Below are 26,618 nucleotides of genomic sequence, written 5' to 3'. Positions count from 1 at the left end.
AATGCCGTTGGCGGGCAAACGGATAACCGGGCAGGGAAACCAGCTGCGGCTGGGCCGCACGCCGCGGCGTCCAGTCAACCTCGATTCCGGCGGACCAGAGCTCACCCAGCGCGCGCAGGAAGGTGTCGCGGTCATCGGTGTTCTGAATCGGGTGACGCATGAGCCGGACAGCACGATGGGCGGGCGACCACTTCGGATGCCGGATCGCCGAACCGGTGAGACTCCCGCCGGGACCGACCTCGACGAGGACTCGACCCGGATCTGCCAGCACCACGTCGAGTTCGTCGGCGAACCTGATCGCCGAACTGATCTGGCGTGTCCAGGTGGCCGGATCGGTGACCTGCTGCTCGGTCAACCACGTTCCGGTGAGGTTACTCAGCAACGGCGTGCGCGGAGCGCTGAGCTGCTGCCGGGACAGGAATTCCTGGAATTCATCCAACATCGGATCCATCGCGCTGGTGTGAAACGCGTGGCCGGCGCGGACCCGGCGAACGGGTATCCCGGCCTCGTTGAGACGTTGGGTGAACTCGCGGATCGCGTCCTTCGGGCCGGCGACCACGCAGTTGCCGGGATCGTTGACCGCCGAGAGCTCCACCCCCGGTGAGAGGTACTGCGCGACCTCGTCGGGGCCGACCGCCACCGCGACCATGGCGCCGGGCGGTGACTCATGCATCAGGCGGGCCCGCAGCGCGACGGTCTTGATCGCCGTCTCGACGTCGAATACCCCGGCCAGGGTGGCCGCGATGTATTCGCCGGTGCTGTAGCCGATGTAGGCACCCGCACGCACCCCGTAGCTGTCGACCAGCTTGGCGAGCGCGTACTCCACGGTGAACAGCGCCGGTTGCGATCGGTCGATGCGCTCCAGATCCGTTGCGGTCCCGCTGAACACCTCGGCATGCAGATCGATGCCCATCTCGTCGCGGAATCCGGCGGCGCAGGTGTCGAAGTGTTCGGCGAAAACGGGCTCGGTGTCGTAGAGCCCCTTCGCCATGCCGACGTGCTGCGCGCCCTGGCCCGGGAAGAGGAAAACGACGCGGTCCGAGGCCGGCGACGTCGTTGTTTCAGCGGCACCGTCGGTGCCGGATTCGCCGACGAAGACGTTGTCGTGCTCGGCCGCCCGCAGAACCTTGACCGCGTGCTCGCGGTCGTGGACGACGGCGGCCATCGTGACATCGTGCTTGCGGCGCCGGGTGAGCGTGTAGGCGACGTCGGACAGGTCCGGTGCGTCTGGCCTTTCTAGGGCAGCCGCCAGGGCGTTGCGCGATTCGCCAAGCGCTGACGCGCTTTTCGCCGACAGCAGCAGCACTTGCGGCCCGGCCGGCGCGGCGTGAGCCGGAACCGCTGGTGCCTGCTCCAAAACGACGTGGGCGTTGGTACCGCCGACCCCGAACGAGCTCACCCCGGCCCGAAGCACGCCGTCCCACTCCCACGGGCCGTACTTGCTTTGCACCACGAATGGGCTTTGGTCGAGCCGCAGCTCGGGGTTGGGGCTGGTGTAGTGCAGTGTCGCGGGGATCGCCTGGTGCTTCAGGCAGAGGATTGTCTTGATCAGACCCGCGATTCCGGCGGCGACTTCCAGGTGGCCGATGTTGGACTTGACCGAGCCGAGCACGCACGGGCCCGGGCGGGGCGTTTCGGAGAACTCGAATGCCGTTCGCAGCCCCTGGATTTCGATGGGGTCACCCAGCGGGGTGCCGGTGCCGTGGCACTCGACATAGCTGATGGTCGAGGAATCGACGCCGGCCACCGCGTGGGCTTCGGCGATGACGTCGGCCTGGGCGGCTGGATTGGGGGCCGCGTAGCCCATTTTCGCCGATCCGTCGTTGTTGATCGCCGATCCGCGGATGACGGCGTGAATGCGGTCGCCGGCGTCGATGGCCGCCTGCAACGGCTTGAGCGCCACCATCGCCACGCCGCTGCCGAAGACAGTGCCGTCGGCGCGCACGTCGAAGGGCCGGCAATGGCCGACCGCCGACACCATCGATCCCGGCGAGTTCCAGTAACCGACACGGTGCGGGATGCACAACGACGACCCGCCGGCCAGTGCCATGTCGCACTCGCCGGACAGCAGGCTCAGGCAGGCCAGGTGCACGGCGACCAGCGAGGATGAGCAGGCGGTTTGGACCGCGATGCTCGGGCCGCGCAGGTTGAACGCATGAGATATCCGCGTCGCCAGGAAATCCTTGTCGTTTTGCAGGAACAGGCTGAACTGGTCGAAGTTGAGTCCCTCGGCCAGCACGGCGTTCGGGTCTCGATGCGACAGCAGGTTGTGTAGCAGATAGCCGCTGGGAGAGCTGGTTCCGTACACGCCGATCGAGCCGTCGAACTGGGCGGGGTCACACCCGGCGTCCTCGAGCGCATGCCACGCGCATTGCAGGAACAGCCGGTGTTGCGGGTCGAGCACCTGCGCGGCCAGCGGGGGGAATCCGAAGAAGTCCGCGTCGAATTCGTCGATCCCGTCCAGTAGCGGTGCGCGGCGCACGTATGCCGGGTCGGCCAGCGTCTTGTCGCTGACCCCCGCGTCGCGCAGTTCCCGTTCGGACAGGGTGACGATCGACTCCTTGCCGCGCCGAAGATTGCTCCACAAGGTCGACAGATCGTTCGCGCCCGGGAATCTGCCGGCCATGCCGACTACCGCGATGGCGTTGTCGGGTGTGCTCACAACTCTTGTCCTCCGTGTACTTGAGGTTTGGGGGGTGTAGGCCGCCGCCGTATCGCGGCTCCATGTCGCGCTGCCGCGCGCTGCTGCGCCCGGTCGCGAACGGTGGCCATGCTTTTTTGGTTTGCCAGCGTCTGGTCGGGGCCCGAGAGCCCGAGTTGGCGCATCAGGTCGACGGTCAGGTCGTGCAGGGACGCCCCCTGCAGGATCAGTGCCACCGGCGGTTCCACGCCGAAGTCGGCCCGCGCGCCGTTGCGGATCCGCACCGCCATCAGAGAGTCAAGCCCCAGCTCCGTCAGCGGTACGGCGGGATCGACGGCTGACCGGTCAGCGTAGCCCATCACCGCCGCGATCCGCGCACGCATCCTTTCGGTCACCACCCGCTGCGCCTCGGCCGCGTCGAGGTCGGCAAGCGCGTCGGGTCCGGCCCAGTCGCCGAGATCGCCCGCCGAGTCCAGCTCGTCGACCACCCGGGTGAAGTAGCTGATGCCGCGGATCTCCGGGAACGCGATCAGAGCCCGGTCGGCGCGCAGCCTGGCGACGCCGGTGCGTATCCGGCCGGCCGCCAGCAGCGAGTCCAGAGCCTCGATGCCCTCCGCCGGGGTGATGGTGTCAAGGACGCTGCCGACCAGGGCTTGCGCGACGCCCACCTCCGACCACGGCCCCCAGTTGATCACCGCAGCCGGTAGGCCGGACGCTCGGCGCCAGGTGACCAGCGCGTCCAGCCAGGCACTGGCGCAGGCGTAGGCCGCCTGGCCGGGAGAGCCCAATAGTGAAGCGACGGAGGAGAATCCGAGCCACCAGTCCAGCTGGCAGTCCTCGGTGGCGTGGTGCATCCGCAGCGCTCCGGCGGCCTTGGGTGCCCATACCCGCTCGAGGGTGTCCCTGCTCATGGAGAACACCAGGCTGTCTTCGATGACCGCGGCGGCGTGCACGACACCGCGTAATTGAGCCCCCGCTTGTCCTGCGGCCTCGATGAGACGTTCGGCCACGCCCGGCGCTGCGACGTCGCCGCGGACGACCACGATGTCGGCGCGGGCTTCCAATGCGGCCAAGGCCTGGCGCTGGTCGTCGGTGGGCTCGCTGCGGCCATTGAGCACCACCCGGCCGGCGCCGCGGTTCACCAGCCAGTTGGCGACCACCAGCCCGAGTCCGCCGAGACCACCGGTGACGACGTAGGAGGCTCCGGGGCGGACCACCGGGTGACCCGCTTGTGCGTCGAAAGTGGCGCGCGACAGGCGTTCGACGAACCTGCGCTCACCCCGCCAGGCGATCACGTCGTCATTGCCCGAGTCCTGCAGTTCCGCGGTCAGCGCGGCGAGCGGGTCTGGTGTGCCGTCCAGGTCGACCAGGGTGGCACGCATGTCCGGATGCTCGAAGGCCAGTGCCCGCACCAGACCCTTCAAGGATGCCGTTGCGGGGGCTCCCGGGTCGTCGTCGTGAACGGGCAGCCCGCCTCCGGTGACCAACCACAGCCGCGGTGAGCGGCCGTGCCAGGTGCCGACGACCGCGCGAACCACGGTCGTGATCGACCACACCCGGTCTCGCGCCGCGACCAGTCCGTCGTCCAATCCGGTCGAGGCGCCGCCGACAAAGACGACCAGGCCGACGGGCGGGTGGTCCGGATCGCCTGCGGTTTCCGCGAATGCGGCCAGCATCGCCGGCTCGTCGCCGAGATCGGCGGTGTGCACCCGGCGCATCGGCGAACGCCACCGCTCGACGAACTGGTCGGCCATCAGCCGGATTTGGCTGTCCGCGGTGGTGTCGGTGAGCACCAGCCAACTGCCGGGTGCGGTCTCGCATCCCGCCGGTGGACCGGCCTCGACCGTGATCGGGGTTTCGATCCACTCGGCATCGAAGACCTTCTGCGCCAACGGCAGTGGCACCGCCCGGCGCTCGACCCGCCGCAGGTAGATGCCATCGATTTCGGCCGCTACCTGCCCGGTGTCGTCGATCAAGACGACGTTGCCCAGCTTGCCGGCGCCGCCGTCGAGGTTGGCCAGCTGCGCGCGGCACCTGACGTGGCGGCCGATGTCGCGATAGACCCGAACCTTGTCGAAGGACACCGGCAGATAGCTGGCTTCGGCTGACCCCGCGACCTCGCCGTCGGGTATTGCGGCACCCAGGCTTTGCAGGGCCGCATCCAACATGGCCGGATGAAGCCGATATCCGGGGTGCCGCGGAGCCTCGTCGGGAAGGGTGATCTCGGTTTCGGCGGAACCGTCGGATAAACGCGATATTCGGCTCAGCGCCGCGAAGGCGGGACCGTGGTGTTGACCGGTTTGACGAAGCAGGGCATAGAAATCGGCGGGCGACACCGTTGGCGCGGTGGAAGAGCGGTGCGCATCCGGGTGGGTGCGCACGGCGTCGGGCGATGCTTGTTCGACCCTGGCCGTGGCGTGCCGGCGGAAGTCGCCGTTGGGCGAACGGGAGTAGATCTCGACCCGAATCTGGCTGTCGCCGTTGCGAATCAACTGGGTGGTCAGCTGGGTGTGGTTGTCGAGGGGCAGCATCTGCTCGACCTCGAACTGGGACATGCCGATCGAGTCGGCGGATACGCCCAGCGCTTCGGTGCCCGCCGCCAACGCGATCTCGGCGAACGCCGCGGCCGGCATGATCGGTTGGCCGAACACCTTGTGATCGGCCAACCACGGGGATACGTCGGTTCCGACGTCGGCCTGCCACAGATGGTTTCCGCCGCTGGGCATCTCGATGTGGGCGCCGAGCAGTGGATGGGTGGCGGCCAGTTCCGACATCGCGGATCGATCAGTGACCCAGAATCTGCTGTGCTGCCACGGTGTGGGCGGTACGTCCACGAGGCGCCCGTTGGCGTCGTCCGGGGTGGTCGCCCCGACCGTGGCGAGTTGGGTGTGGAAGAACAGGGTTTGGTCGTGGTCGCGGTTCATCGCCCCCGTGACGATCTGGTCGCCGGCGCCCTCCAGGGTTTCGGTGATGGCGTGCAGGAGCACCGGGTGCGGACTCATCTCGATGAAGGCATGGCAGCCGTGGCGGTCGGCGGCCGCGGCGACAGCCTGGTGGAATCGCACCGGGTTGCGCAGGTTGGCCGACCAATAGTCGGCATCCATCACCGGCTGTGAATGTTCGTCGCTGGGGCGAGTGGTCGTGATGATCGGGATGCGCGGTGGCTGCGGGGTCAAATCCGCCAGCGCGCTTCGCAATTCGGGCAGGATCGGGTCGATGATCGGGTGATGGGAGGCCACGTCGACCTCGACGCGTCGAGCCAGCCGATTCTGCGCGGCAACCGCGGCGATGATCGAGTCCACCGCCTCCGGCGGCCCGGCGATCACCGACTGACGCGGCGACGCATACACCGCCAGCGTCACCTGCGGATAGTCGGCGATCAGCGACTCGGTGGCATCGGCATCGAGTTCGAGCAGTGCCATTGCGCCCTGACCCGACAGCCGCGCCATCAACCGCGACCGGGTGGCGATCACCTTCAAGCCTTGTTCGGGTGTCAATGCGCCGGCCACGACCGCCGCGGCCACCTCGCCCATCGAGTGCCCGATCACCGCATCGGGTGTCACGCCGTAGGACCGCCACAGCTCGGTCAGGGCCAGCTGCATCCCGACCAGCACCGGCTGGATGCGGTCGATCCCCACCACCTCGTCGCCCGCGGAAAGTGTCTGCTGTAACGAAAAGCCAACCTGGGCAACGAATACCGGCTCCAGCTCGGCTACCGCCTTGGCGAACGCCGGTTCGTCGGCCAGCAACTGCCGGCCCATCCCGGCCCACTGCGAGCCCTGACCCGAGTACACGAATACCCGGCCCGGCCCGCCAGCACGCTGATCACACCCCGCCACACCGACCCGCGGCTGTCCGGCCGCCAGCGCCCGCAAGCCTGCGACCGCCTCGGCGCGGTCCCGCGCGATCACGGTGGCGACCTTGGCGTGCCGGGGCCGGTGGTGGTTCATGGTGTGCGCCACGTCGGCAAGCGATGCCGCCGCGCCCGGCCCCGACATCCAGTCGGCCAACGCCGCGGCCATGGCGGCCACGCGTTGCGCCGTCTTGCCCGACATCGTCACGGTCGTGACGGGTGCTGCTTCGACGGCCGGCGGTGGCGCCTGGTCCGGGCCTTGCTCGAGCACCACGTGTGCGTTGGTCCCGCTGAGGCCGAACGACGACACCGCTGCCCGGCGCGGTCCGGTCGCCGCGGGCCACGGGGCGGTTTCGGTCGGCACGAACAGCCGGGTCGCCGACGCGTCGATGGCGGGGTTCCATCGGGTGAAGTGCAGATTGCGCGGAATCTGTCCGTGCTCGACGGCCAGCACCGCCTTGATGAATCCGGCCACCCCGGCGGCGGCCTCCAGGTGGCCGATGTTGGTCTTGACCGAGCCCAACGCGCACGGGCCGGCGCCCTGGCTTTTATCAAGGCCATACGTGGTCGCCAGCGACTCGAACTCGATGGGGTCACCCAATATTGTTCCGGTGCCGTGTGTTTCGACATACTGGACGCTCTCGGCGGTGACGTCGGCGAGCCGCAGCGCCGAGGCGATCACGTCGCGCTGGGCCAGCGCGTTGGGTGCGGTCATGCCGTTGGAGCGGCCGTCGGAGTTGGTTGCCGAACCTCGGACCACCGCCAGTACCCGGTCGCGGTCGCGCAGCGCGTCGGCCAGCCGTTTGAGCACCACCACACCGCAGCCCTCGCCGCGTACGAATCCGTCGGCGTTGGCGTCGAAGCTGTTGCATCGACCGGTCGGTGACAGCGCCGACCACTTGGACAGCGCGATCGCGGTGAAGGGGGACAAGGTGAGCTGCACCCCGCCGGCCAATGCGACGTCGGTTTCACGCAGCCGCAGGCTCTGACAGGCCAGGTGGATCGCCACCAACGACGACGAGCACGCGGTGTCCACGGCGACGGCCGGGCCGCGCAACCCCAGCAGGTAGGAGATCCGGCCCACCGCCGCGCAATGCGGGGTTCCGGTGCTCAGGTAGGCGTCGATGTCGGCTCTGCGCTCGATGTTGACGATCGTGTAGTCCCACGACGACAGCCCCATCATCACGCCGGTTCGGCTGCCGCTCAGGGAATCCGGCTGAATACCGGCATGCTCGAGCGCTTCCCAGGACACTTCGAGCAGCATCCGGTGCTGCGGGTCCATCGCCACCGCTTCGCGGGGCGTGATGCCGAAGAAGTCGGCGTCGAAAGCGTCGACGTCGGAAACGAAACCGCCCCATTTCGTCGTCATTCGCCCGGGCGCCGACGGGTCCGGGTCGTAGAACGCGTCCGCGTCCCACCGATCCGGCGGCACCTCCCCGATGGTGTCCACACCGTCGAGCAGCAGTTGCCAAAAGCTTTCCGGCCCAGTCGCATTCCCGGGGAAACGGCAACCGATGCCCACCACCGCAACCGGCTCGGCGATGTCGGTGGGGAAGGCCGTCCCGGCGCGCACGAGCTCGCGAGCCAGGGCGGCCCGGGCGTTCGGCGACAGTTGCGCCGCGCGCTCTGCCAGGCTCGTCATGACTCACCTCGTGCGGCGGCTTCCAGCTCGCTGGCTTCGACCAGATCGGCGAGCAAGTCCATCTCCTCGTCAGACAGTTCGGGTTCCGCGTCAGCGGGCTGCTGCGCGGCGGCCGGCGGCGCATAGTCCATGCGTTCGCACAGGGCGGCCGCCAGGTCGGTGATCGTCGGGTAGGCCCAGACCAGGGCGACCGGCAAGGTGATGCCCAGGCTTGCTTCCAGCCGGTTCCGCAATTCCAGGGCCATCAGCGAATCGAGCCCCAGCGTCTCCAACGGCCGGTCGTGGTCGATCGGATCGCTCGAGCGCAGCACGCCGCGGATCTCGCCGGCGATCGCCGACGCCAGGTAGCCCGGGCGTTCGGCCGCGTCGAGGGCGTCGAGCTGCGCCCGGACCTTGCCGCCGCCGCTTCGCTCGGGCGCCGTCGACTCCTGCAACTTCGCGAACAACGACGACCCGGCCACCGCGGGGAAGGATTGGAACCACTGTCGGGCGTCCAGGCTGAACACACCGGTGCGCGCCCGATCGGCGGCGAGCACCGCCTGCATCGCGGCCAGGCCCTGCTCGGCGGTGATCATCGACACGCCCAGGTCGGCGAAGAACTGCGCGCGACCGACCTCGGCCCATGGGCCCCAGTTGATTCCGACCGCGGGCAGTCCGCGGGAGCGCCGATACCCGACCAGGCCGTCGACCCAGGAGTTCGCGGCGGCGTAGGCGCCCTGTCCGGGTGTGCCGAGAAGCGCGGCGGCCGAGGAGAAGGTGAGCCACCAGTCGACGTCTCGGGAAGCGGTGGCCTGGTGCAGCCGCCAGCTGCCGGCGACCTTCGGGGCGAAAACCCGCGCTGCGGCCGAATCGGTCATGTTCAACACGATTTCGTCGGCCAGCACCATCGCGCTGTGCAGGACACCGGCCAGCCGGAAACCGGCCGCTTCGACCGCTTGCACCAGCCGGTTGGCGGTGCCCGGTTCGGCGATGTCGCCGGTGACCACCTCGATTCGGTGACCCGCGGCGCGCAGCTCCGCGATGGCCGCCCCGACCTCGTCGCCGGGAGCCGAACGTCCGTTCAGGACAACCAATCCCGCGCCCTGTTCGGCCAGCCAGCGGGCGACGACGAAGCCGAGACCGCCCATGCCGCCGACGATCAGGTAGCCGCCGTCGGGGCTGACCAGTGGAAGTGGCGGGGACGCGACCGCTTCGATGCTGCCGCTATCCGGTATCGAGATGACGATCTTGCCGGTGTGCTTGCCGGAGGCCATCAGCCGGAATGCGTCGGCCGCGTCGCGCAGGCTGAATTCGGTGACGGGCAACACCGGCAGGCGACCGGCTGCCACGTGCTCCAGGATGTGTTGCAGGAGCTGGCGGTACTTCGCCGGTCGCAGCTTCAGGTTCAGGTCGAGGTCTACCACGCAGAACGACGCGCTTTTGGCCAGCGCGGCCAGGCCCAGATTGGCGTTGGCGTAGACGTCCTTCTTGCCCAGCTCGATGAACCGGCCACCGGGCGCCAGGATCTGCACGCCACGCTGAATTGCTTCTCCGGCAAGCGAATTGAGCACGATATCGACCCCGTAGCCGTTGGTGAGCTCGAGAATCTCGTCGGCGAAGTCCACGCTGCGCGAGTCGCCGACGTACTCGACGCCGAGCTTGGACAGCATGTCGCGTTTGGCGTCCGAGCCGGCTGTGGTGTAGATGCGGGCGCCGATCATTTTCGCGATCGAGACCGCCGCCATGCCGACGCCGCCGGTCGCGGAGTGGATGAGCACACGTTCGCCCGGGGCCAGCCGCCCGACCTCGCACAGCGAATGCCAGGCGGTCAGATATGCGACGCCGAACGTGGCCGCCTCGTTGTCGGGCAGCGTGTCGGGGATGGGGACGACTAGATCGGCAAGCGTGCCCACGTGGGTGCCGAATGTGCCGGGACCGAAGGCGATGACGCGCTGCCCGATCTGGACCGAGGCCTCCCCGGACCTTACGTCGTCGCCGACGGCGGTCACGTAGCCGACGCATTCGCCGCCGATCACCGGCGCGGCGCCGTCGAGCCCGGGATACACGCCCATCGCCTTGAGCACGTCGCTGAAGTTGAGTCCCGCGGCGACCACCCGTACCTCGACCTGATCGCCCTGCGGCCTGGCCCGTTTCACCTCGTGGACCGTGAGCGCGTCCAGCCGGCCTGGTTGGTCGATCTGCAGCCGGACAGCTCCGCCCGAAGGCCCGGTGCGGTCCAGATTCACGACGGTGCGCCGGGACTCGGCGGCCAGATCGCCGTTCGCGGTGGTGGGCGCGGGCACCAGCCGGTTGACGTAGCGCTGTCCGCCGCGGTAGGCGACCTCGTCGTGGTCGCACCCGGCGAGCAGCTCCGCGGTCAGGCCGGCCAGTGAGCCGGTGCCTTCGGGTTCGATGTCGACGAGCGTGGTCTTGAGTTCGGAATGCTCGAACGTCAACACCCGGGCGATTCCGCGTAACTCGGTCTGCGCCAACGTGACCGAATCGGTGGGATCGAACTGTTGAGCGCCGCGGGTGATGATCCACAGCCGCGGGCTCTTACGGGTGCCCATCCGCGTCACGGTCTCCACCACGCGCGCGATCAGCAGGGTGCGCGTCTGCGCCAGCGCCAGCTGAGCGTCGTCGGGCAACGATTCGTCGACGCTGCGGGGGGGACAGACGATGACGATGCCGTCCCACCCGGAGCCGGATCGGGTGATCGCCGCGCGCAGCGCCGCCTCGTCGTGCGGCGAGACCAGTTCCACCTCGGTACGGTCGGACAGCGACGACGGCAACGCGGGCAGCAGTGGGTCGGCCGCGGCAGGGTCACCGATCAACAACAGGGCACCGGGAGCGTCGGCCGTTTTGTCCAGCGGCGCGGGCTCCCACTCCAACGTGAACAGGCGTTGGGTGAGTTCGGTTGCGCCGCTGCCTGATCCAAGCACGGCCATCTCGACCTCGTCGATGACCAGCAGCGGCAGACCATCCGGATCGGTCAGCACGACTTCGCCGACCAGCCGGTCGGAGCCTTCGCGGGCGGCGAGAGTGCCGACGGCGCGGACGCCGCGGGTGACGTCGCCGTATACGTGCACGCCCGCGTAACGTACCGGTACCACCAAGGATTTCCGGGCGGTCTGTCCGCCGGCCAGGTCGGTGGCCATCCGGGTGGCGCCCAGCGTCTGCAACGCGATGTCCATCATGACCGGATGCAGCGAGAAGTCGCGGGAGCCCGGTCTGGCCGCCGAGGGTAGCCGCACGTCGGCGCGGGCCGCGCCGGATTGCTCGACGGCGAGTCCGACGATCCCTTGAAACGCCGGTCCGTGTTGCTGGCCGGCGCCGCGCAGCCGCTGGTACAGCTCGTCGGGGTCGAGTTCGTCCGCCGTGTCGGCGACTGCCGCACCTGGTGCCTCGCGATCCGGCGGCGCCGCCGGCTGCGTGCGGGCAACGGTGGCGGTGGCATGGGTGGTCCATTCCGAAGACCCACTGCGAGAGCGTATTTCGATCAGGCATCGTTGTTCGTCGCCGGTGAGCGTGGTGACCAGTACGGTGCCTTCGGTCACGTGCAGCATCTGGTGGAGGTCGAGCTCGCCGATCATCCAGGGCCGCTCGGGCCTGTCGTGCTCGACCGGGAAGGCCGCCGTCGCGGCGGCCAGCGCCACCTCGGCGTACGCCGCTCCCGGCAGCACGCAGAGATCGTCGATGACGTGATCGCCGAGCCACAACAGGTCCGGGGAGAGCTCGCTTTCCCAGATCCGGATGCCGTTGGTGGGGTCGGTGACGCCGACGCCGAGCAGCGGGTGGATGCCTGCCCGGTGCAATGCGGACCCGGAGTGCGAAGTGGCGCTGATCCAGTGGTGGGTGTGCTGCCACGGGGTGGTGGGCAGTACCGGGTGCGGTTCGGGCGGGTGCGGGGTTTGTGGCGGGCGGGCGGTGTGCGTGGTGTTGAGGTTGGTGTGGAACGTCAGGGTGTCGTGGGTGTCGCGTTGCAGCGTGCCGATGCTCAGATACTCGGCGTTGTGATGCGTGCTCGCCAGGGTGTCGCTGATCGAGTGGGTCAGCAACGGGTGTGCGCTGATCTCGATGAAGGTGTGGTGGGGGCCGCCCGGCCCGTCGAAGGCGTGCGCGATCGCCTGGTGGAAACGCACCGGGTTGCGCATGTTGGTGGCCCAGTGCTCGGCGTCGAAGACCGGTTGGCTGTCGAGGTCGGCGTAGGTGGTGGAGATGATCGGCATGGTCGGTGGCCGCGGGGTGAGATCGGCCAGTTCCGAACGCATTTGGGGTTGCAGCGCATCCATGGCCGGGTTGTGCGGGGCCACCTCGATGTTGACCCGGGTGGCAAAGCCGCCCCGTTGGCGCACCGTCTCGATGAGAGCGTCGATCTGCCGCGGCGGTCCGGCGATCACGGTTTGGCGTGGTGATGCGTAGATCCCGAGGCTCACCTGCGGGTAGTCGGCGATGAGCGCTTCGGTCTCGGCGGCGTCGAGTTCCAGCAGCGCCATCGTGCCCTGCCCGGACAGCGGCGCCATCAGCCGCGACCGGATGGCGGTGACCCGCAGGCCCTGCGCCGGGGTGAGCGCGCCGGCGACCACCGCGGCGGCCACTTCGCCCATGGAGTGGCCGATCACCAGGTCGGGTTGCACCCCGTAGGAACGCCACAGCTCGGTGAGTGCCAGCTGTATGCCGATCACCCCGAGCTGGATCTGCTCGATGCCGATCAGCTCCTTGCCGCCGGCGATTACCTCCTGAAGCGAAAATCCAGCCTGCGCAACGAAATCCAGCTCCAGTTCGGCGACTGCGGCGGCGAAGGCCGGCTCGTCGGCCAGCAGCTGGCGGCCCATTCCGGCCCACTGGGATCCACGTCCGGAGTAGACGAACACCGTGCCCGGCCCGATCGAGCCCTCCCGGGGAGCCACCACGCCCGCAGCGGATTGACCCGCGGCCAGCGCCCGCAACCCCGCCACCGCCTGGCCCCGATCCACGGCCGCCACCGTCGCGAACTTGGCGTGCCGGGGCCGGTGGTGGTTGAGGGTGTGCGCGGCGTCGGCCAGCGACACCCCGGCGCCGGGGCCTTCCAGCCAATCCGCCAGCACCGATGCCGTCGCGGCCACCCGCTGCGTCGTCTTGCCCGAGACCACCAGGGTTGACACCGCCGGAGCCGGGCCGTGCGGCGCGACGGCCGCCGGGGCTGGTGCCTGCTCGATCACCACGTGCGCGTTCGTTCCGCTGACGCCGAACGAGGAGATGCCCGCGCGCCGCGGCCGGCCGGTTTCCGGCCATGCCATGCCGTCGGCCGCGATGGTCAGCCGGGCCGCAACCTCGCTGGCATGCGGTGTCAACTGCCGGAAGTTGAGGTGCCGCGGAATGTAGCCGTTGCCCACGGCCAGTACGGCTTTCATGAATCCGGCGACACCCGCCGCGGCTTCCAGGTGACCCAGGTTGGTCTTCACCGAGCCGATCACCAACGGAGGTGAGCTCTCCCGCTCGCTGAAAACCTTGCTCAGCGAGTCGAGTTCGATCGGGTCGCCCAAGGGAGTACCCGTCCCGTGGGCTTCGATGTAGTCGATGTCGGCAGCCGATAATTTGGACGACGTCAATGCGGTGCGCAGCAGTGCTTGTTGGGCGGGCCCGTTGGGGACGGTCACCCCGCTGCTGGCGCCGTCCTGGTTGACGGCCGAACCGCGCACCACCGCGAGGATGCGGTCGCCGTCGCGCACCGCGTCGTCCAACCGCTTGAGCACCACCACCGCGGCGCCCTCGCCGCGGACGTATCCGTCGGCGGACGCATCGAAGGTCTTGCACTGACCTTCCGGGGACAGCATTCCCCAACGCGAGCATGCGATGCTCGGTCCGGGGCTGAGCAACAGGTTGGTCCCACCGACCAGCGCCATGTCGCTTTCCCGGGAACGCAGGCTCTGACAAGCCAGGTGCACTGCCACCAACGACGACGAGCAGGCCGTGTCGATGACCACCGCGGGGCCGCGAGCACCCAGGATGTAGGCCAGCCGTCCGGCGGCGAAGTTCGCCGAGTTCCCGGTCGGGATGTAGGCGTCGAGCTCTTCGGGGCGCAGCTGGCCGGCCAGGGTCAGCATGTAGTCGTAGGCGGTGACGCCGACGAACACCGAGGTTTGGGTGCCGCGGATCAAATGCGGTGGCACGCCCGCGTTCTCCAACGCTTCCCAGGCGACTTCGATCAACAACCGCTGCTGCGGGTCCATGGCCGCGGCTTCCCGGGGGGAGATCGAGAAGAACTCCGCGTCGAATTCGGCAGGCTGCCAGTCGGCGAGGAATCCCCCGTCACGGCTGCAAATGGTCCCCGGCACGGTGTGGTCGTCGGTGTAGAAGGCGTCGGCATCCCACCGCTCGGTGGGAACCCGGACGATGCCGCTTCGGCCGTCGCGCAACAACTCCCAGAATTGTTCGGGGTTGTTCACCCCGCCCGGGAACCGGCATCCCATGCCCACCACCGCGATTGGCTCGGTGCTGGACTTTTCGGCACGTTCCAGGCGCGCCGTGAGGTCGTCGATTTTGTGCAGCGCCTCGGTAATGATCGCTCGGCGATCCGGTGTCGCGGCGGTCATCGCGTTCCCCTTAGTCGTTCGGAAAGCTGTTCCAGGAGCTCGTCTTCGGTGAGTTCCTCGTAGGTGTCCGGGTCCGGCTGGTCGGGTGTGACCGCTGCTGTTGCCGCGCTGGTCGCCTCCGTTGCTTCGATGAGCTCGGGCAGGATGGTGGCCAGATAGTCGGTAAGGCTGTACACCGTCGGGTAGTCGAAAACCACCGATGCGGGCAGGAACTCGCCGAGGCTTTCCGACAGCGACCGTTGCAGAGTGACGCTCATCAGCGAATCCATGCCGAGCTGGAAGAAGCCCGCCAACGGGTCCAGCGTCTGGGTGGCGGGCATTCCCATCACCGCGGCGGCCAATGCGCCGACGTGGTCGAACAGCATGTCCTGTCGGCGTTCCGGGTGACATTTGCGCAAGGCTTGGCGGAATTCGCTTTCCGGCAGCGCGACATCTTCCGGCGCCGGCAGCAGGTCCTCGACGATACGCAGCGATCCCCTGGTGCGGTAGGCGGCCGCCAGCAGCGGCCAATCCGCGGCCACCACGGCAGTGCGCACCCCGGCCGCCGGGTTCATCACCAGCGGCAGCCCCCCGATGGCGACCTCGTCGTCCATGGGCAGCAGCCCCGATCCCACACTGACCTGATTGGCCTGGTGCTCGGCATCGGCAAGGGATTTCCACAACCCCCAGTCGACGACGGTGGCCGGCAGGCCCATAACGCGGCGCGCATACGCCAGGGCGTCCAAGTAACCGCTGGTCGCCGTGTAGTGCGCCAACCATCGCGAACCGGTCAGGCCTGAGATGGAGGAGAACAGCACGAAATGGCGCACCGCCGTCGTCACCGACAGCCGGTGCAACAGGGCTGCGGCGTCCAGCTTGGGCGCAAACATGGCCCCGACGTCGTCGTCGGTCATCTCGCTGAGCAGCACCGGCCGGCCCGCGAAGGCAGCCAGGTAGATGCCCTCCAGCGGCGGCAAGTCGGCGCCGAACCGGTCGAACAGCGCCGTCATGGCGCTTTCGTCGGTCACATCCGCGGCAACCGTGACGAGGTTCTTGCCAACTGCGGCAAGGCTTTCGGCCAGCGCGTGCAGCCGGTCGCCGGGGTTGCGTGATACCGCGACGACGGTCGTGGCGCCCCTCTGGGCCAGTTGGCGGATCAGGTGCGGCCCGATGTTGCCGGTAGCCCCGATCACCAGTTGGCTGGCATCAGAACTGAGGGTGACCGCTTCGGCGGTCACCGGCCGCCACCGCAGCCGGGGCACATGGCGGGCACCCAGCCGGTACACGACCTGATCCTCCTCGTCGGCACCCCTGACTGCGGCCAGCACCTGCCGCACTGCCAGCGCTGCCGGCGTCGAATGGTCGAGATCGATGAGTCCGCCCCAGATTTCGGGATGCTCCAGGGCCAGGGAGCGACCCAGGCCCCACAGCACCGCATGGGCGGGGTTGGCCCGATCACCCTCCGCGACGGGCTGGGCATTGCGGGTCACGACGAACAACTTCGCCGGCGAGCTGCTGGCCGTCATCGCGGCAGCAAGCCGCCGGGTTGCATGGAATACCCGGTAGGCCTGTCCCACGTCCAGTGGGTCGGCGGTGACCGGCGGCGCGTAGAGCACGTGGTCCGGCGCGGGCAGAGAATCCAGCAGCGCGCTCAGGTCACCGTCGTCGGCGAGCGCGGTCAACGGCAGGGTCTCGACCCGGGAATCCGCACCCGCGACACGGCGCAGCTCGGTGCCCAATTCGTCGTCGGCTGCCACCAGCCAGCGCGCGGTGCTCGGTGGGTCGGCCTCCGGTGCCGGGCAGGCCGGCCAGGCCAGTTCGTAGCACCAATCGTCGAGTGCCCGGTTTCCGGAGTGCACTAGTCCGGGCACCGCGACTTTGTTGGGATTCGGACGTTCGGCGCCCGCCGCGGTGGTGATCCAGTGCCGGGTGTGTTGCCACGGGGTGGTGGGAATCGCGGGGTGCGGCTCCGGCGGGTGCGGTGTCCGCGGTGGGTGGTCCAGGGCGGTGTAGAGGTTGGTACGGAAGGTGACGGTGTCATCGGTATCGCGTTGCAGCGTCCCGATAGTCGCGAAAGTGTCCGCGCTGCCTTCCGGGTGTGCGGCTTGCAGCGTGTCGGTGATGGCCTGGGTCAGCAGCGGGTGCGCGCTGATCTCGATGAAGGTGTGGTGCTGGGCGCCCGAGCCGTCGAAGGCATGCGCGATGGCTTGCTGGAACCGCACCGGGTTGCGCATGTTGGTCGCCCAGTGCTCCGCGTCGAACACCGTTCGGGTAGCCAGGTTTTCGTAAGTCGTGGAGATGATCGGAATGGTTGGTGTCCGCGGCGCCAGATCAGCCAATTCCGAACGCATCCGGGGCTGCAGCGCATCCATGGCCGGATTGTGCGGGGCCACTTCGATATTCACCCGGCCGGCGAAGCGGTTCTGGGCCCGCACCCGGGTGATCAGCTCGTCGATCTGCGCGGTGGGCCCGGCGATCACGGTCTGGCGCGGGGAGTTGTAGATCCCCAGAGTCACCTGCGGGTAGTCGGCGATGAGCGCTTCGGTCTGCGCGGCGTCGAGGCCGAGCATGGCCATGCCGCCCTGCCCGGACAGCGGCGCCATCAGCCGCGAACGGGTGGCGGTCACCCGCAACCCCTCGGCGGGAGTAAGGGCTCCGGCGACCACGGCGGCGGCCACTTCGCCCATGGAGTGGCCGATCACCAGGTCGGGTTGCACCCCGTAGGAGCGCCACAGCTGGGTCAATGTCAGCTGCATGCCGATGAGGCCCAGCTGGATCTGTTCGATGCCGACCAGTTCCTTGCCATTGGCGAGCACGTCGTGCAGCGAGAAGCCGGCCTGCGCGACGAAAACCGGCTCCAATTCGGCGACCGCGGCGGCGAAAGCGGACTCGTCGGCGAGCAATCGGCGACCCATCCCGGCCCATTGCGATCCGCGTCCGGAGTAGACGAACACCGTGCCCGGCCCGGGCGAGTCGTCCCGGGGGCCGACCACGCCGGTGGCGTGTTGCCCGGTCGCCAGGGCGCGCAACCCGGCCACCGCCTGGGCGCGTTGCCGAGCGACCACGATGCCGTACTTGGGGTGCCGGGCGCGGTGGTGATTGAGGGTGTGGGCCACGTTGGTCAGCGCCACCTCGGCGCCCGGGCCCTCCATCCAGTCGGCCAGCGCGGCGGCCGAGGCGGCCACCCGCTGCGCCGTCTTGGCGGTCACCACCAGCGTCGACACTTCGGCTCCGGTCTCGGTGTCGGCGTCAGAGCCGCGACCCGATACCGAAACCTGTTCGGGACCCTGCTCGATGATGACGTGCGCGTTGGTCCCGCCCAGTCCGAACGACGACACCGCCGCGCGCCGCGGCCCTTGCGTGGCCGGCCACGCGGTGTTCTCGGTGGGAACGAAAAACCTCGTCGGCGCGACGTCGATGGCTGGATTCCATTGCGAGAAATGCAGATTCGGCGGGATCGTGGCGTGCTGCACCGCCAGCGCGGCCTTGATGAACCCCGCGATCCCGGCCGCTGCCTCCAGATGCCCGATATTGGTCTTCACCGCCCCGAGCGCGCACGAACCCTCGCCCCCGCCGTATGTCGACGCCAGCGCCTCGAATTCGATCGGATCACCCAGTACCGTGCCGGTTCCATGGGCTTCGACATAGTTCACGCTTTCAGGTGCGACGTCAGCGGATCGCAACGCATCGGCGATCACGTCGCGCTGGGCCGCCGTATTCGGCGCAGTCACCCCGTTGGAGCGGCCATCCTGGTTGACCCCCGAGCCGCGCACCACCGCCAGCACCCGGTCGCCGTCGCGCACCGCGTCGGTCAACCGCTTGAGCACCACCACGCCGGCGCCCTCGCCGCGTACGAACCCGTCGGCCGCCGCGTCGAAGGTGGCGCACCGGCCCTGCGGGGACAGCAATCCCCAGGCCGATATCGCGATTTGGGTCTCCGGGCGAAGGGTGATGCTGACGCCGCCGGCCAGCGCCAAGTCCGTTTCACGCAGCCGCAGGCTTTGACAGGCCAGGTGTACCGCCACCAACGACGACGAGCACGCGGTGTCCACCGCCACCGCCGGACCGCGCAGCCCCAACAGGTATGAAATCCGGCCCACCGTGATGCTGTGCGCGTTTCCGGTGCCGCTGTAGGCGTCCACGCTTTCCGGGCTGGTGCCCAGCATGGACTGGTATTCGTTGAAATACACGCCCATCATGACGCCGGTCCGGCTGCCGGCCAGCGAATCCGGCGGAATGCCGGCATGTTCGAGGGCCTCCCAGGACACCTCGAGCAGCATCCGCTGCTGCGGGTCCATCGCGGCGGCTTCGCGAGGGGTGATGCCGAAAAACTCGGCGTCGAAGCCGGCGACGTCGGGCACGAATCCGCCCCACTTGGTGGTCATCCGGCCGGGTGTCAACGGGTCGGGATCGTAGAATGCGTCGGCGTCCCACCGATCGGCCGGTACCCGCGAAATCGCGTTGCGCGCGTCAACCAGCAAGTCCCAGAAGCTGTCCGGATCGGTGGCCTCGCCGGGAAACCGGCAGCCGATCCCCACCACCGCGACGGGCTCGGCCACCGCGATCCGGGAGATCTTGGTGAACTCCTCGGCCAAGGTGGCGCGTTGCTGTGCGCTCATACCGGAGATCCGGCTGAAGGCGGTGCGTATCACCTTTCGCCCTCGGTCGAGGTCGTTTCGATCCGGTCGAACAGGCTGTCCAAGACGCTTCCCGCCGAGGCGGACAGCGCGGCCATCTCATCGGCGGCCGAATCCGGTTGTGGCGCGACGAGTTTGGTGAGGTACTGGGCCAGCAATGCCACCGTCGGATGATTGAACAGCATGGTCGCCGACAGCTCTATCCCGACGAATTGCTCGGCTTCGCGCCGAATCGCCATCGCCATCAACGAGTTGAGCCCCAGCTCGGCGAACGGTCGGTCGGTGTCCAGTTCCGTCTCCCGCAACCGCAGCTCGGCGGCGATGATGCCGCGAAGTCCTTTCTCGAGCTCGGCGCGTACCTCGGTGGCCGACATCTGCGACCAGTCCTGCGCCGGCTTCAGGTGCGCGGCCGCACCGATCGACCCGGGCGCGGCAGCCGGCGAGGGCACCGGCACCACGACGGCCTGCGCGACGTCGTAGCCGTCGACGTATTCCCACGCGGTGAACGCCTCCGCCGGCGTGATGTCGCGCGAACCCATGCGCTGCAACTCGTCGCTGACGATCTGGGCGTCGGCGGCGAAACCGAGCCCCCGCCAAGCGACCCAGTCGAGACTCATGGTGTGGCAGCCCTGTTGGCGGCGGGCCCGTGCCAACGCGTCCAGATAGGAGTTGGCGGCCGCGTACGAACCCTGTCCCGGGATGCCGAATATTCCCGCCGCCGACGCGGTCAGGAAGAAGAAGTCCACCCTGCCGGGCGGGAATGCCTCGTGCAGCGCCTGGCTGCCGGCGAGCTTGGGCCACATGACCTGTCGCACCGCGTCGTCGGTCAGCTGTGTCACCAGTTGATCCTTGGTGACGCCCGCGGCGTGGATGATCCCGCGGATCGGGGCGGCTCCGTCCCGATCGCGCTTCGCCAGCAGGGCCTGTAGCTCGTCGCGGCATCCGACGTCGACGGCGACGGCTTCCACCGTCACGCCGCGCATTTCCAGCGCACGGATGGCGTCGATCTTCGTTCGCAGTCCGGCGTCGAGGGTGTCGAGTTCCCAGTCCCGGCGTGGCGGCAACGGGGTACGACCGGTCAGCACCAGACGACGGGCGCCGCGATCGGCGAGCCACTCGGCCATCAGCAGACCCAGCGCTCCCATCCCACCGGTGATGAGGTAGGCCGCATCGGGCCGGCACTGAAAAGACGGGCGCGCCGGCGTGCCACGCACCGGCGCCAGGGCGGGGGCCAGCACCACACCGTCTCGTGATACCAGGATCGACTTGCTCGGTGCCGCAAGCAGATCGACGAGTATCGGCGCGGATTCGTCCAGGTCGTCGTCGGCCGCGAGGTCGACCAGCCCACCCCACAGTTGGGGATGTTCGGCGGCGATGACGCCCGCAAGACCCCACAGGAAGCTCTGGCGCAGCGCCGACGGGGTCGCCGATTCGTGGACTCCGCGGGTGACGATCCACAGCGCGGCCGGTTCACCCGCGTCTCGTGCCGCCAAAGTCTTTACCAGAGCGCCGATTTCGGCCGTGACCCGCACGGAGAAGTCGACGTCGGTCTCGTCGGCGGTTGCCGGGTGGGAGGCCGCGACGTAAAGCAGATAACGGGCATCCGGCACCGATCCGGGCGGGTATCCGGCGTTCTCGAGATGTGTCCGCAGCGGGGCACCGTCATCACCGATCACCGCGACGGGCTGCGGCCCGGTCACCCGACCGGCTGCCGGGTGAGCTTGCGCGTCAACGACATCGGCGCGCGGTTGCCAGTCGATCGTGTGCACGAAGCTCCGGGCGTCGGTGCTCTCGGCGGCCGGTTGCCCGTCGCCGAAGTCCAGCGCCCGGTAGCGAAGTGAGCGCATCGACATGCTGGCTGTGCCGCCGGGGGCGGTGATGTCGACATCGACGGTGATCCCGTCGCCGTCGCGGGCGGTTCGGGTGAGCCTCACCGAGGCGCGCGGTGCCCCGACGGGGTCGCCGAACCACATCTGCTCGATGGCGGCCGGCACGTAGAGCCGCGGGTCGGTGTCGTCGGCCAGCGCCCCGACGTGCACTGCGGCGTCCAGCAGCGGTGCGGTCGAGCCCTCAGGCAGTGCCTCGGGCAGCTCGATCCCGACGGTGAGCCGGGTGGCTTCCGGTGTCCATGAATCCACCGACCAGGTGAAGGGCAGGCCGTCGACGCCATGGGCGGCGAACAGCGCTGCAACGTCGGGAATCTCGTCGCCGTGAACAGTCTGACGGTGGTATCCGTTGTCGGGAAGGGCCGAACCCGCCGGTGACGACGAAAGTCGCGCTGTCGCATGCCGTGTCCACCGGTTCGACGACACTTCGGCAGCCGGAATCGAGGCCAGGCTGATCGACAGGTTGTCGGCGACCACCTGGATCAGTCGCGGCTGGTCGGCGAAAACGGGTTGCTCGAATCGGATGTCGGTCAGCGAGCGGTAGCCCAATTCCGTTGCGGCGCAGACCAATGTGTGCAGCACGACCGAGGCTGGGACGAGTTCGACCCCGTGGAATCGATACCGGCCCCGATACGGCTTGGCATCCGGTGCCAACCTGGCTTGCCAGAGGTGCGACGGCGGACTCGACAGGACCGAAATGTGTTGGCCCAGCAGGGTGCCCGCCGCGGGAGCCGCACTGGCAACGTGGGCCGAGCGTTTGGTGGTGATCCAGTGGCGGTGGTGCTGCCAGGGAGTGGTTGGGATGGGCGGGTGCGGCTCGGGCGGGTGTGGCGTGTGCGGTGGATGGTCGGTGTGGACGGTGTTGAGGTTGGTGCGGAAGGTGATGGTGTCGTCGCTGTCACGTTGCAGGGTGCCGATGCTGATGTATCGGGTTCCGTGCTGAGCGCTGCGCAGTGTGTCCATGACGGCTTGAGTCAGCAGCGGGTGTGCGCTGATCTCGATGAAGGTGTGGTGGGTGCCGCCGGCCCGTGCGATGGCCTGCTGGAAATGCACCGGGTTGCGCATGTTGGTGGCCCAGTGCTCGGCATCGAACACCGGGCAGGTGTCGACGTCTTCGTAGGTGGTGGAGATGACCGGAATCGTCGGGGTCCGCGGGCTCAAATCGGCCAGCTCCGACCGCATCTGGGGCTGCAGCGCATCCATGGCCGGATTGTGCGGCGCCACTTCGATATTGACGCGGCTGGCGAACCGATCCCGGGCCCGCACCCGGCTGATCAATTCGTCGATCTGCCCGCTGGGACCGGCGATCACGGTCTGGCGCGGCGAGTTGTATATCCCCAGTGTCAGTTGCGGGTAGTCGGCGATGAGCGCCTTGGTCTCGGTGGCGTCGAGTTCGAGCAGGGCCATGCCGCCCTGCCCGGACAACGGCGCCATCAGGCGAGACCTCGTCGCCGTCACCCGCAAGCCCTCGGCAGGTGTCAGCGCTCCGGCGACCACGGCGGCGGCCACCTCGCCCATCGAGTGGCCGATCACCGCGTCGGGTTGCACTCCGTAGGAGCGCCACAGCGCGGTCAGTGCCAGCTGCGTGCCGATCAGGCCCAGCTGAATCTGTTCGATGCCGACCAGTTCCTTGCCATTGGCGAGCACGTCGTGCAGCGAGAAGCCGGCCTGTTCGACGAACACCGGCTCCAGGTCGGCGATGGCCTCAGCGAAAGCGGGCTCGTCAGCCAGTAGTTGGCGGCCCATGCCGGGCCATTGCCAGCCGCGACCGGAGTAGACGAACACGGTGCCCGGCCCCGGCGAACCCTCCTGGGGGCCGACCACACCAATGGCGTGCTGACCGGCGGCCAGCGCACGCAATCCGGCTACCGCCTGCGCACGGTCCCGCGCGACCACGGTGCCAAACTTGGCTTGCCGGGACCGGTGATGATTGACGGTGTGGGCGACATCGGGCAACGGCACCGCCGCGCCGGGGCCCTCCATCCAGTCGGCCAGCACCCCTGCCGTCGCGGCCACCCGCTGCGCCGTCTTACCCGCCAGCACCAGCGTCGACACCGCCGGGTCCAGGTCGTGTTCAGGTGACGGTGAGACTTCCTGGCCCTGTTCGATCACCACGTGCGCGTTGGTACCGCCGAATCCGAATGACGACACACCAGCGCGCCGCGGATGGCCGGTCTCCGGCCATTCCGTCAGCGTGTCAACGACTTTCATCCGCAGGTCGGCGAACGGGATGTGTGGGTTGGGGCTTTCGAAACGCTGGTTCGGCGGAATCCGGCCATGCTGTACCGCGAGCACCGTCTTGATGAAACCGGCGATGCCGGCCGCGGCCTCGGTGTGTCCGAGATTGGTCTTGACGGCGCCAATGAGCAGGGGAGCGTCCTCGGGGCGTCCGCGTCCCAGCACAGTGCCGAGGGCGCGGGCTTCGATCGGATCGCCTAGCAGCGTTCCGGTGCCGTGAGCTTCGACGAAGTCGACTTCGTTGGGCTGCATCCCCGCGTTGGTGTAGGCCGCGCGGAGCACGGCCATCTGGGCCGCGGGGTTGGGGGCCATCAGCCCGTTGGAGCGGCCGTCCTGGTTGACCGCCGAACCGCAGATCACCGCCAGCACTCGGTCGCCGTCGCGTTGCGCGTCGGTCAACCGCTTGAGCACCACCACCCCGGCGCCTTCGCCGCGCACAAAACCGTCGGCGGCCGCATCGAAGGCGCGGCAATGACCGGTGGGCGACAACGCACCGACTTGGTCGAAGCCGCGAAATACGGCCGGGGACAACAACAAATTCACCCCGGCGGCGATGGCCAGGTTGCAGTCCTGCGTCCGAAGGCCCTGGCAGGCCAGGTGGATCGCCACCAGCGACGACGAGCATGCGGTATCCACCGCCACCGACGGGCCGCGCAGGTCGAGGAAATACGAGAGGCGGTTGGCGATGATGCTCATCGCGCCGCCGGTATTGCTCCAACCGTCGACCTGCGACAGATCGGTGGAGGCGATAGCGCCGTATTCGCTCAAGCACGACCCGGCGAATACTCCGGTCTGCGAGCGGCGCAGCGCGCTGGGCGCAATTCCGGCGTGTTCCAACGCTTCCCAGGCTACTTCCAGCAGCAGGCGCTGCTGGGGGTCCATCTTGTCGGCTTCGCTGGGGGAGATCTCGAAGAACTCCGCGTCGAATGCGTCGATGTCGGGCAGGAATGAGCCCCACCGCGTGGTGCGGTCCAGCAGTGCCCGCACTTCCGGCGAGCCGTCGTCGAACTGTTCCCACCGTTCGTCGGGGACCTTCCCGATCGCCGAACGGCGGTCACAAAGAAACTGCCACAACGCATCTGGGCCGGTGATCCCCCCGGGAAACCGGCACCCCATGCCGATCACGGCGATCGGCTCTTCCAACGAGCTTCGACCGGGGCGCTTGAGCGCCGCGTCCGACTCGGAATCGGGCTCGGGCGCGGTGAGATATGCGGCCAGGGCGTTGATCGTCGGGTGTTCCCAGAAGTCGATCGGGGATACGGTCTTGCCCAGTAACTCGGTCAACTCTCCGGACAGCACCACCGCGTCACGCGAACTCACCCCGAGATCGGCCAGTGACAGATTGGGGTCGACCTCGTCGGGCGTACAGCCGATATTGGTCACCAGGTAGTCGACAAGCCAATGGCGAAGGTCGGCTTCGTCATTGATACTCGCCGTCATGCGCTCACGTCCAGGCGTTTGAAGCCGTCGCGGCGATACCTTTCGACACAGGCCGAACGGCGGATCTTGCCGCTGGTGGTGATCGGAATCGATCCGGGGGAGACCAGAACCAGGTCGGCCACACGCAAGCTGTGTGACCTCGAAATGGCGAAGGTGACTTCACGTTTGACCGAACGCAGCTTGCGCATGGCCTCTTCGGCCGAGGCTCCGCGTCTCTTCAGCTCGATGATCGCGACCAGTTGCTCGGTGATGTCGTCCGGGACGGCTATCGCCGCGACGCGACCACCGGTGATCTCCTGGATCGTCGCCTCGATGTCGTCGGGGTAGTGGTTACGGCCATCGACGATGAGAAGGTCTTTGATGCGGCCCATGATGAACAGTTCGCCGTCGGAGATGACGCCCAGGTCTCCGGTCCGCAGCCACGGTCCCTCGGGCGCTCCCGGGGCGGGATTGACCAGCTTGGCGTTGAACGTGCGCGCGGTCTGCTCCGGCTTGCGCCAATATCCCAACGCAACGTGGTCACCGTGCAGCCAGATCTCGCCGACCGTCCCCGGCGGATTCTCGATCATGGTCTCGGGGTCGACGATGCGCACCGCCGACGGATCCGGCGAACCGTAACTGATGAGTTCGGTGCCAACCGGCCCGTCGGTTCCGCTGCGCCTGGCCTGCCCGGCAGTCAACTGTTCGTAGTCGAAACGAACGGTCCTGGGCGCGGTGCCCGGCTCGGGAGCCGCCACGTAGAGGGTCGCTTCCGCGAGCCCGTAGGAGGGCCGCACGGCCGCGGGGCTGAGGTTGTACCGGGCGAAACGTTCGGTGAAGCGCTTCACAGTGGCCACGTGGATGCGCTCGCTGCCGCTGACGATTCCGACCACATTGCCGAGGTCGAGCCCTTCCATGTCCTCGTCGGACGTCCGCCGCACAGCCAATTCGAAGGCGAAATTCGGTGCCGCGGAGAAGCAGCTTCCGCTTGTGGCAAGTAATTGCATCCAGCAGGCCGGCCGGCGCAAGAACGACATCGGACTGAATAAGACCGCGCTTCGGCCCGCGACCAGCGGCGCGCATATTCCAAGAATCAGGCCCATGTCATGAAACAAAGGCAGCCACGAGAGCAGCACCGCGTCGATCGGCATTTCGGGACCGCCGAAATAGCCATAGAGGCTCTGCGTCACGTTGGCGATGACGTTCTTGTGCGACACGATGACACCTGCCGGCGTGCGAGTCGAACCGGAGGTGTATTGCAGATAAGCCGCCCCGGTCGACAGCCGCGGTGGCGTCGCGAGCTGACGTTGCGAGTCCAGATCAAGCAGATCGACCTCGATGACGAACGGCGCGGGCCGTCCGTCTTGCGCATTCGCGTATTTCGTGACGTCGGCGACGACCGCCGACGTCGTCAGAATCGCGACCGGGTTGGAGTCACGCAATACCGCGGACACGCGATCGTCGTGAATACCATATTGCGGCGTGGAGAGCGGAACTGCGATAAATCCCGCCTGCAGTGCGCCGAGGAATGCAATGACATATTCCAGACCCTGCGGCGCCAGAATAGCCACGCGATCACCCGGTGACCCATACAACTTGAGCTCTTCAGCTATGGTGCAGGCACGCCCGTATACCTGCGACCACGTCAAAGTCTCAGCGAACCCCTTCGGGTCCAATCCGTAGTCGATGAATGTATACGCAGTGGTGTCAGCGTGCTGATCCGCCCGCTGCTTCAGCAAAGCAGGGACGGAAGAGTCGATCACCGGCAT

The 26,618-nt window shown here is 68.2% G+C and carries 6 protein-coding genes (1 of these 6 running past the window's edge); all 6 read right to left on the bottom strand.

The genetic code is table 11. The annotated features are described in order from the left end of the window. Tightly spaced (each overlapping or abutting the next), the 6 genes in view from CDN38_RS04885 to fadD26 form a layout consistent with a single transcriptional unit that may run on beyond the window. Nucleotides 1-2,662, bottom strand: the 5' portion of a protein-coding gene (locus CDN38_RS04885; RefSeq protein WP_075511424.1) for a type I polyketide synthase. The gene continues 1,766 nt to the left of window position 1, outside the view; only the first 2,662 of its 4,428 coding nucleotides appear in the window; it begins with the start codon at nucleotides 2,660-2,662; its stop codon lies off the left edge, out of view. Then, on the bottom strand, nucleotides 2,659-8,136 hold the full coding sequence (locus CDN38_RS04880; RefSeq protein WP_075511425.1) for a type I polyketide synthase: 5,478 nt from the start codon (nucleotides 8,134-8,136) through the stop codon (nucleotides 2,659-2,661). Before CDN38_RS04880 ends, CDN38_RS04885 begins: the two co-directional genes overlap by 4 nt. Continuing rightward, entirely contained in the window at nucleotides 8,133-14,690 is a 6,558-nt protein-coding gene (locus tag CDN38_RS04875) for a type I polyketide synthase (RefSeq protein WP_075511426.1), read from the bottom strand. Before CDN38_RS04875 ends, CDN38_RS04880 begins: the two co-directional genes overlap by 4 nt. Next, the gene (locus CDN38_RS04870) at nucleotides 14,687-19,321 is read right to left on the bottom strand and encodes a type I polyketide synthase (protein WP_099318824.1); all 4,635 of its coding nucleotides are present in this window, start codon (nucleotides 19,319-19,321) and stop codon (nucleotides 14,687-14,689) included. The genes CDN38_RS04875 and CDN38_RS04870 overlap by 4 nt, the downstream gene beginning before the upstream one ends. Beyond that, the gene (locus CDN38_RS04865; RefSeq protein ID WP_099318823.1) at nucleotides 19,318-24,870 is read right to left on the bottom strand and encodes a type I polyketide synthase; all 5,553 of its coding nucleotides are present in this window, start codon (nucleotides 24,868-24,870) and stop codon (nucleotides 19,318-19,320) included. Before CDN38_RS04865 ends, CDN38_RS04870 begins: the two co-directional genes overlap by 4 nt. After that, on the bottom strand, nucleotides 24,867-26,618 hold the full coding sequence (gene fadD26 / locus CDN38_RS04860; RefSeq protein ID WP_075511428.1) for a long-chain-fatty-acid--AMP ligase FAAL26/FadD26: 1,752 nt from the start codon (nucleotides 26,616-26,618) through the stop codon (nucleotides 24,867-24,869). The genes CDN38_RS04865 and fadD26 overlap by 4 nt, the downstream gene beginning before the upstream one ends.

Origin of the sequence: Mycobacterium ostraviense (assembly GCF_002705925.1) — a bacterium.
GTDB lineage: Bacteria > Actinomycetota > Actinomycetes > Mycobacteriales > Mycobacteriaceae > Mycobacterium > Mycobacterium ostraviense.
This window is presented reverse-complemented; position numbering and strand designations above follow the sequence as displayed.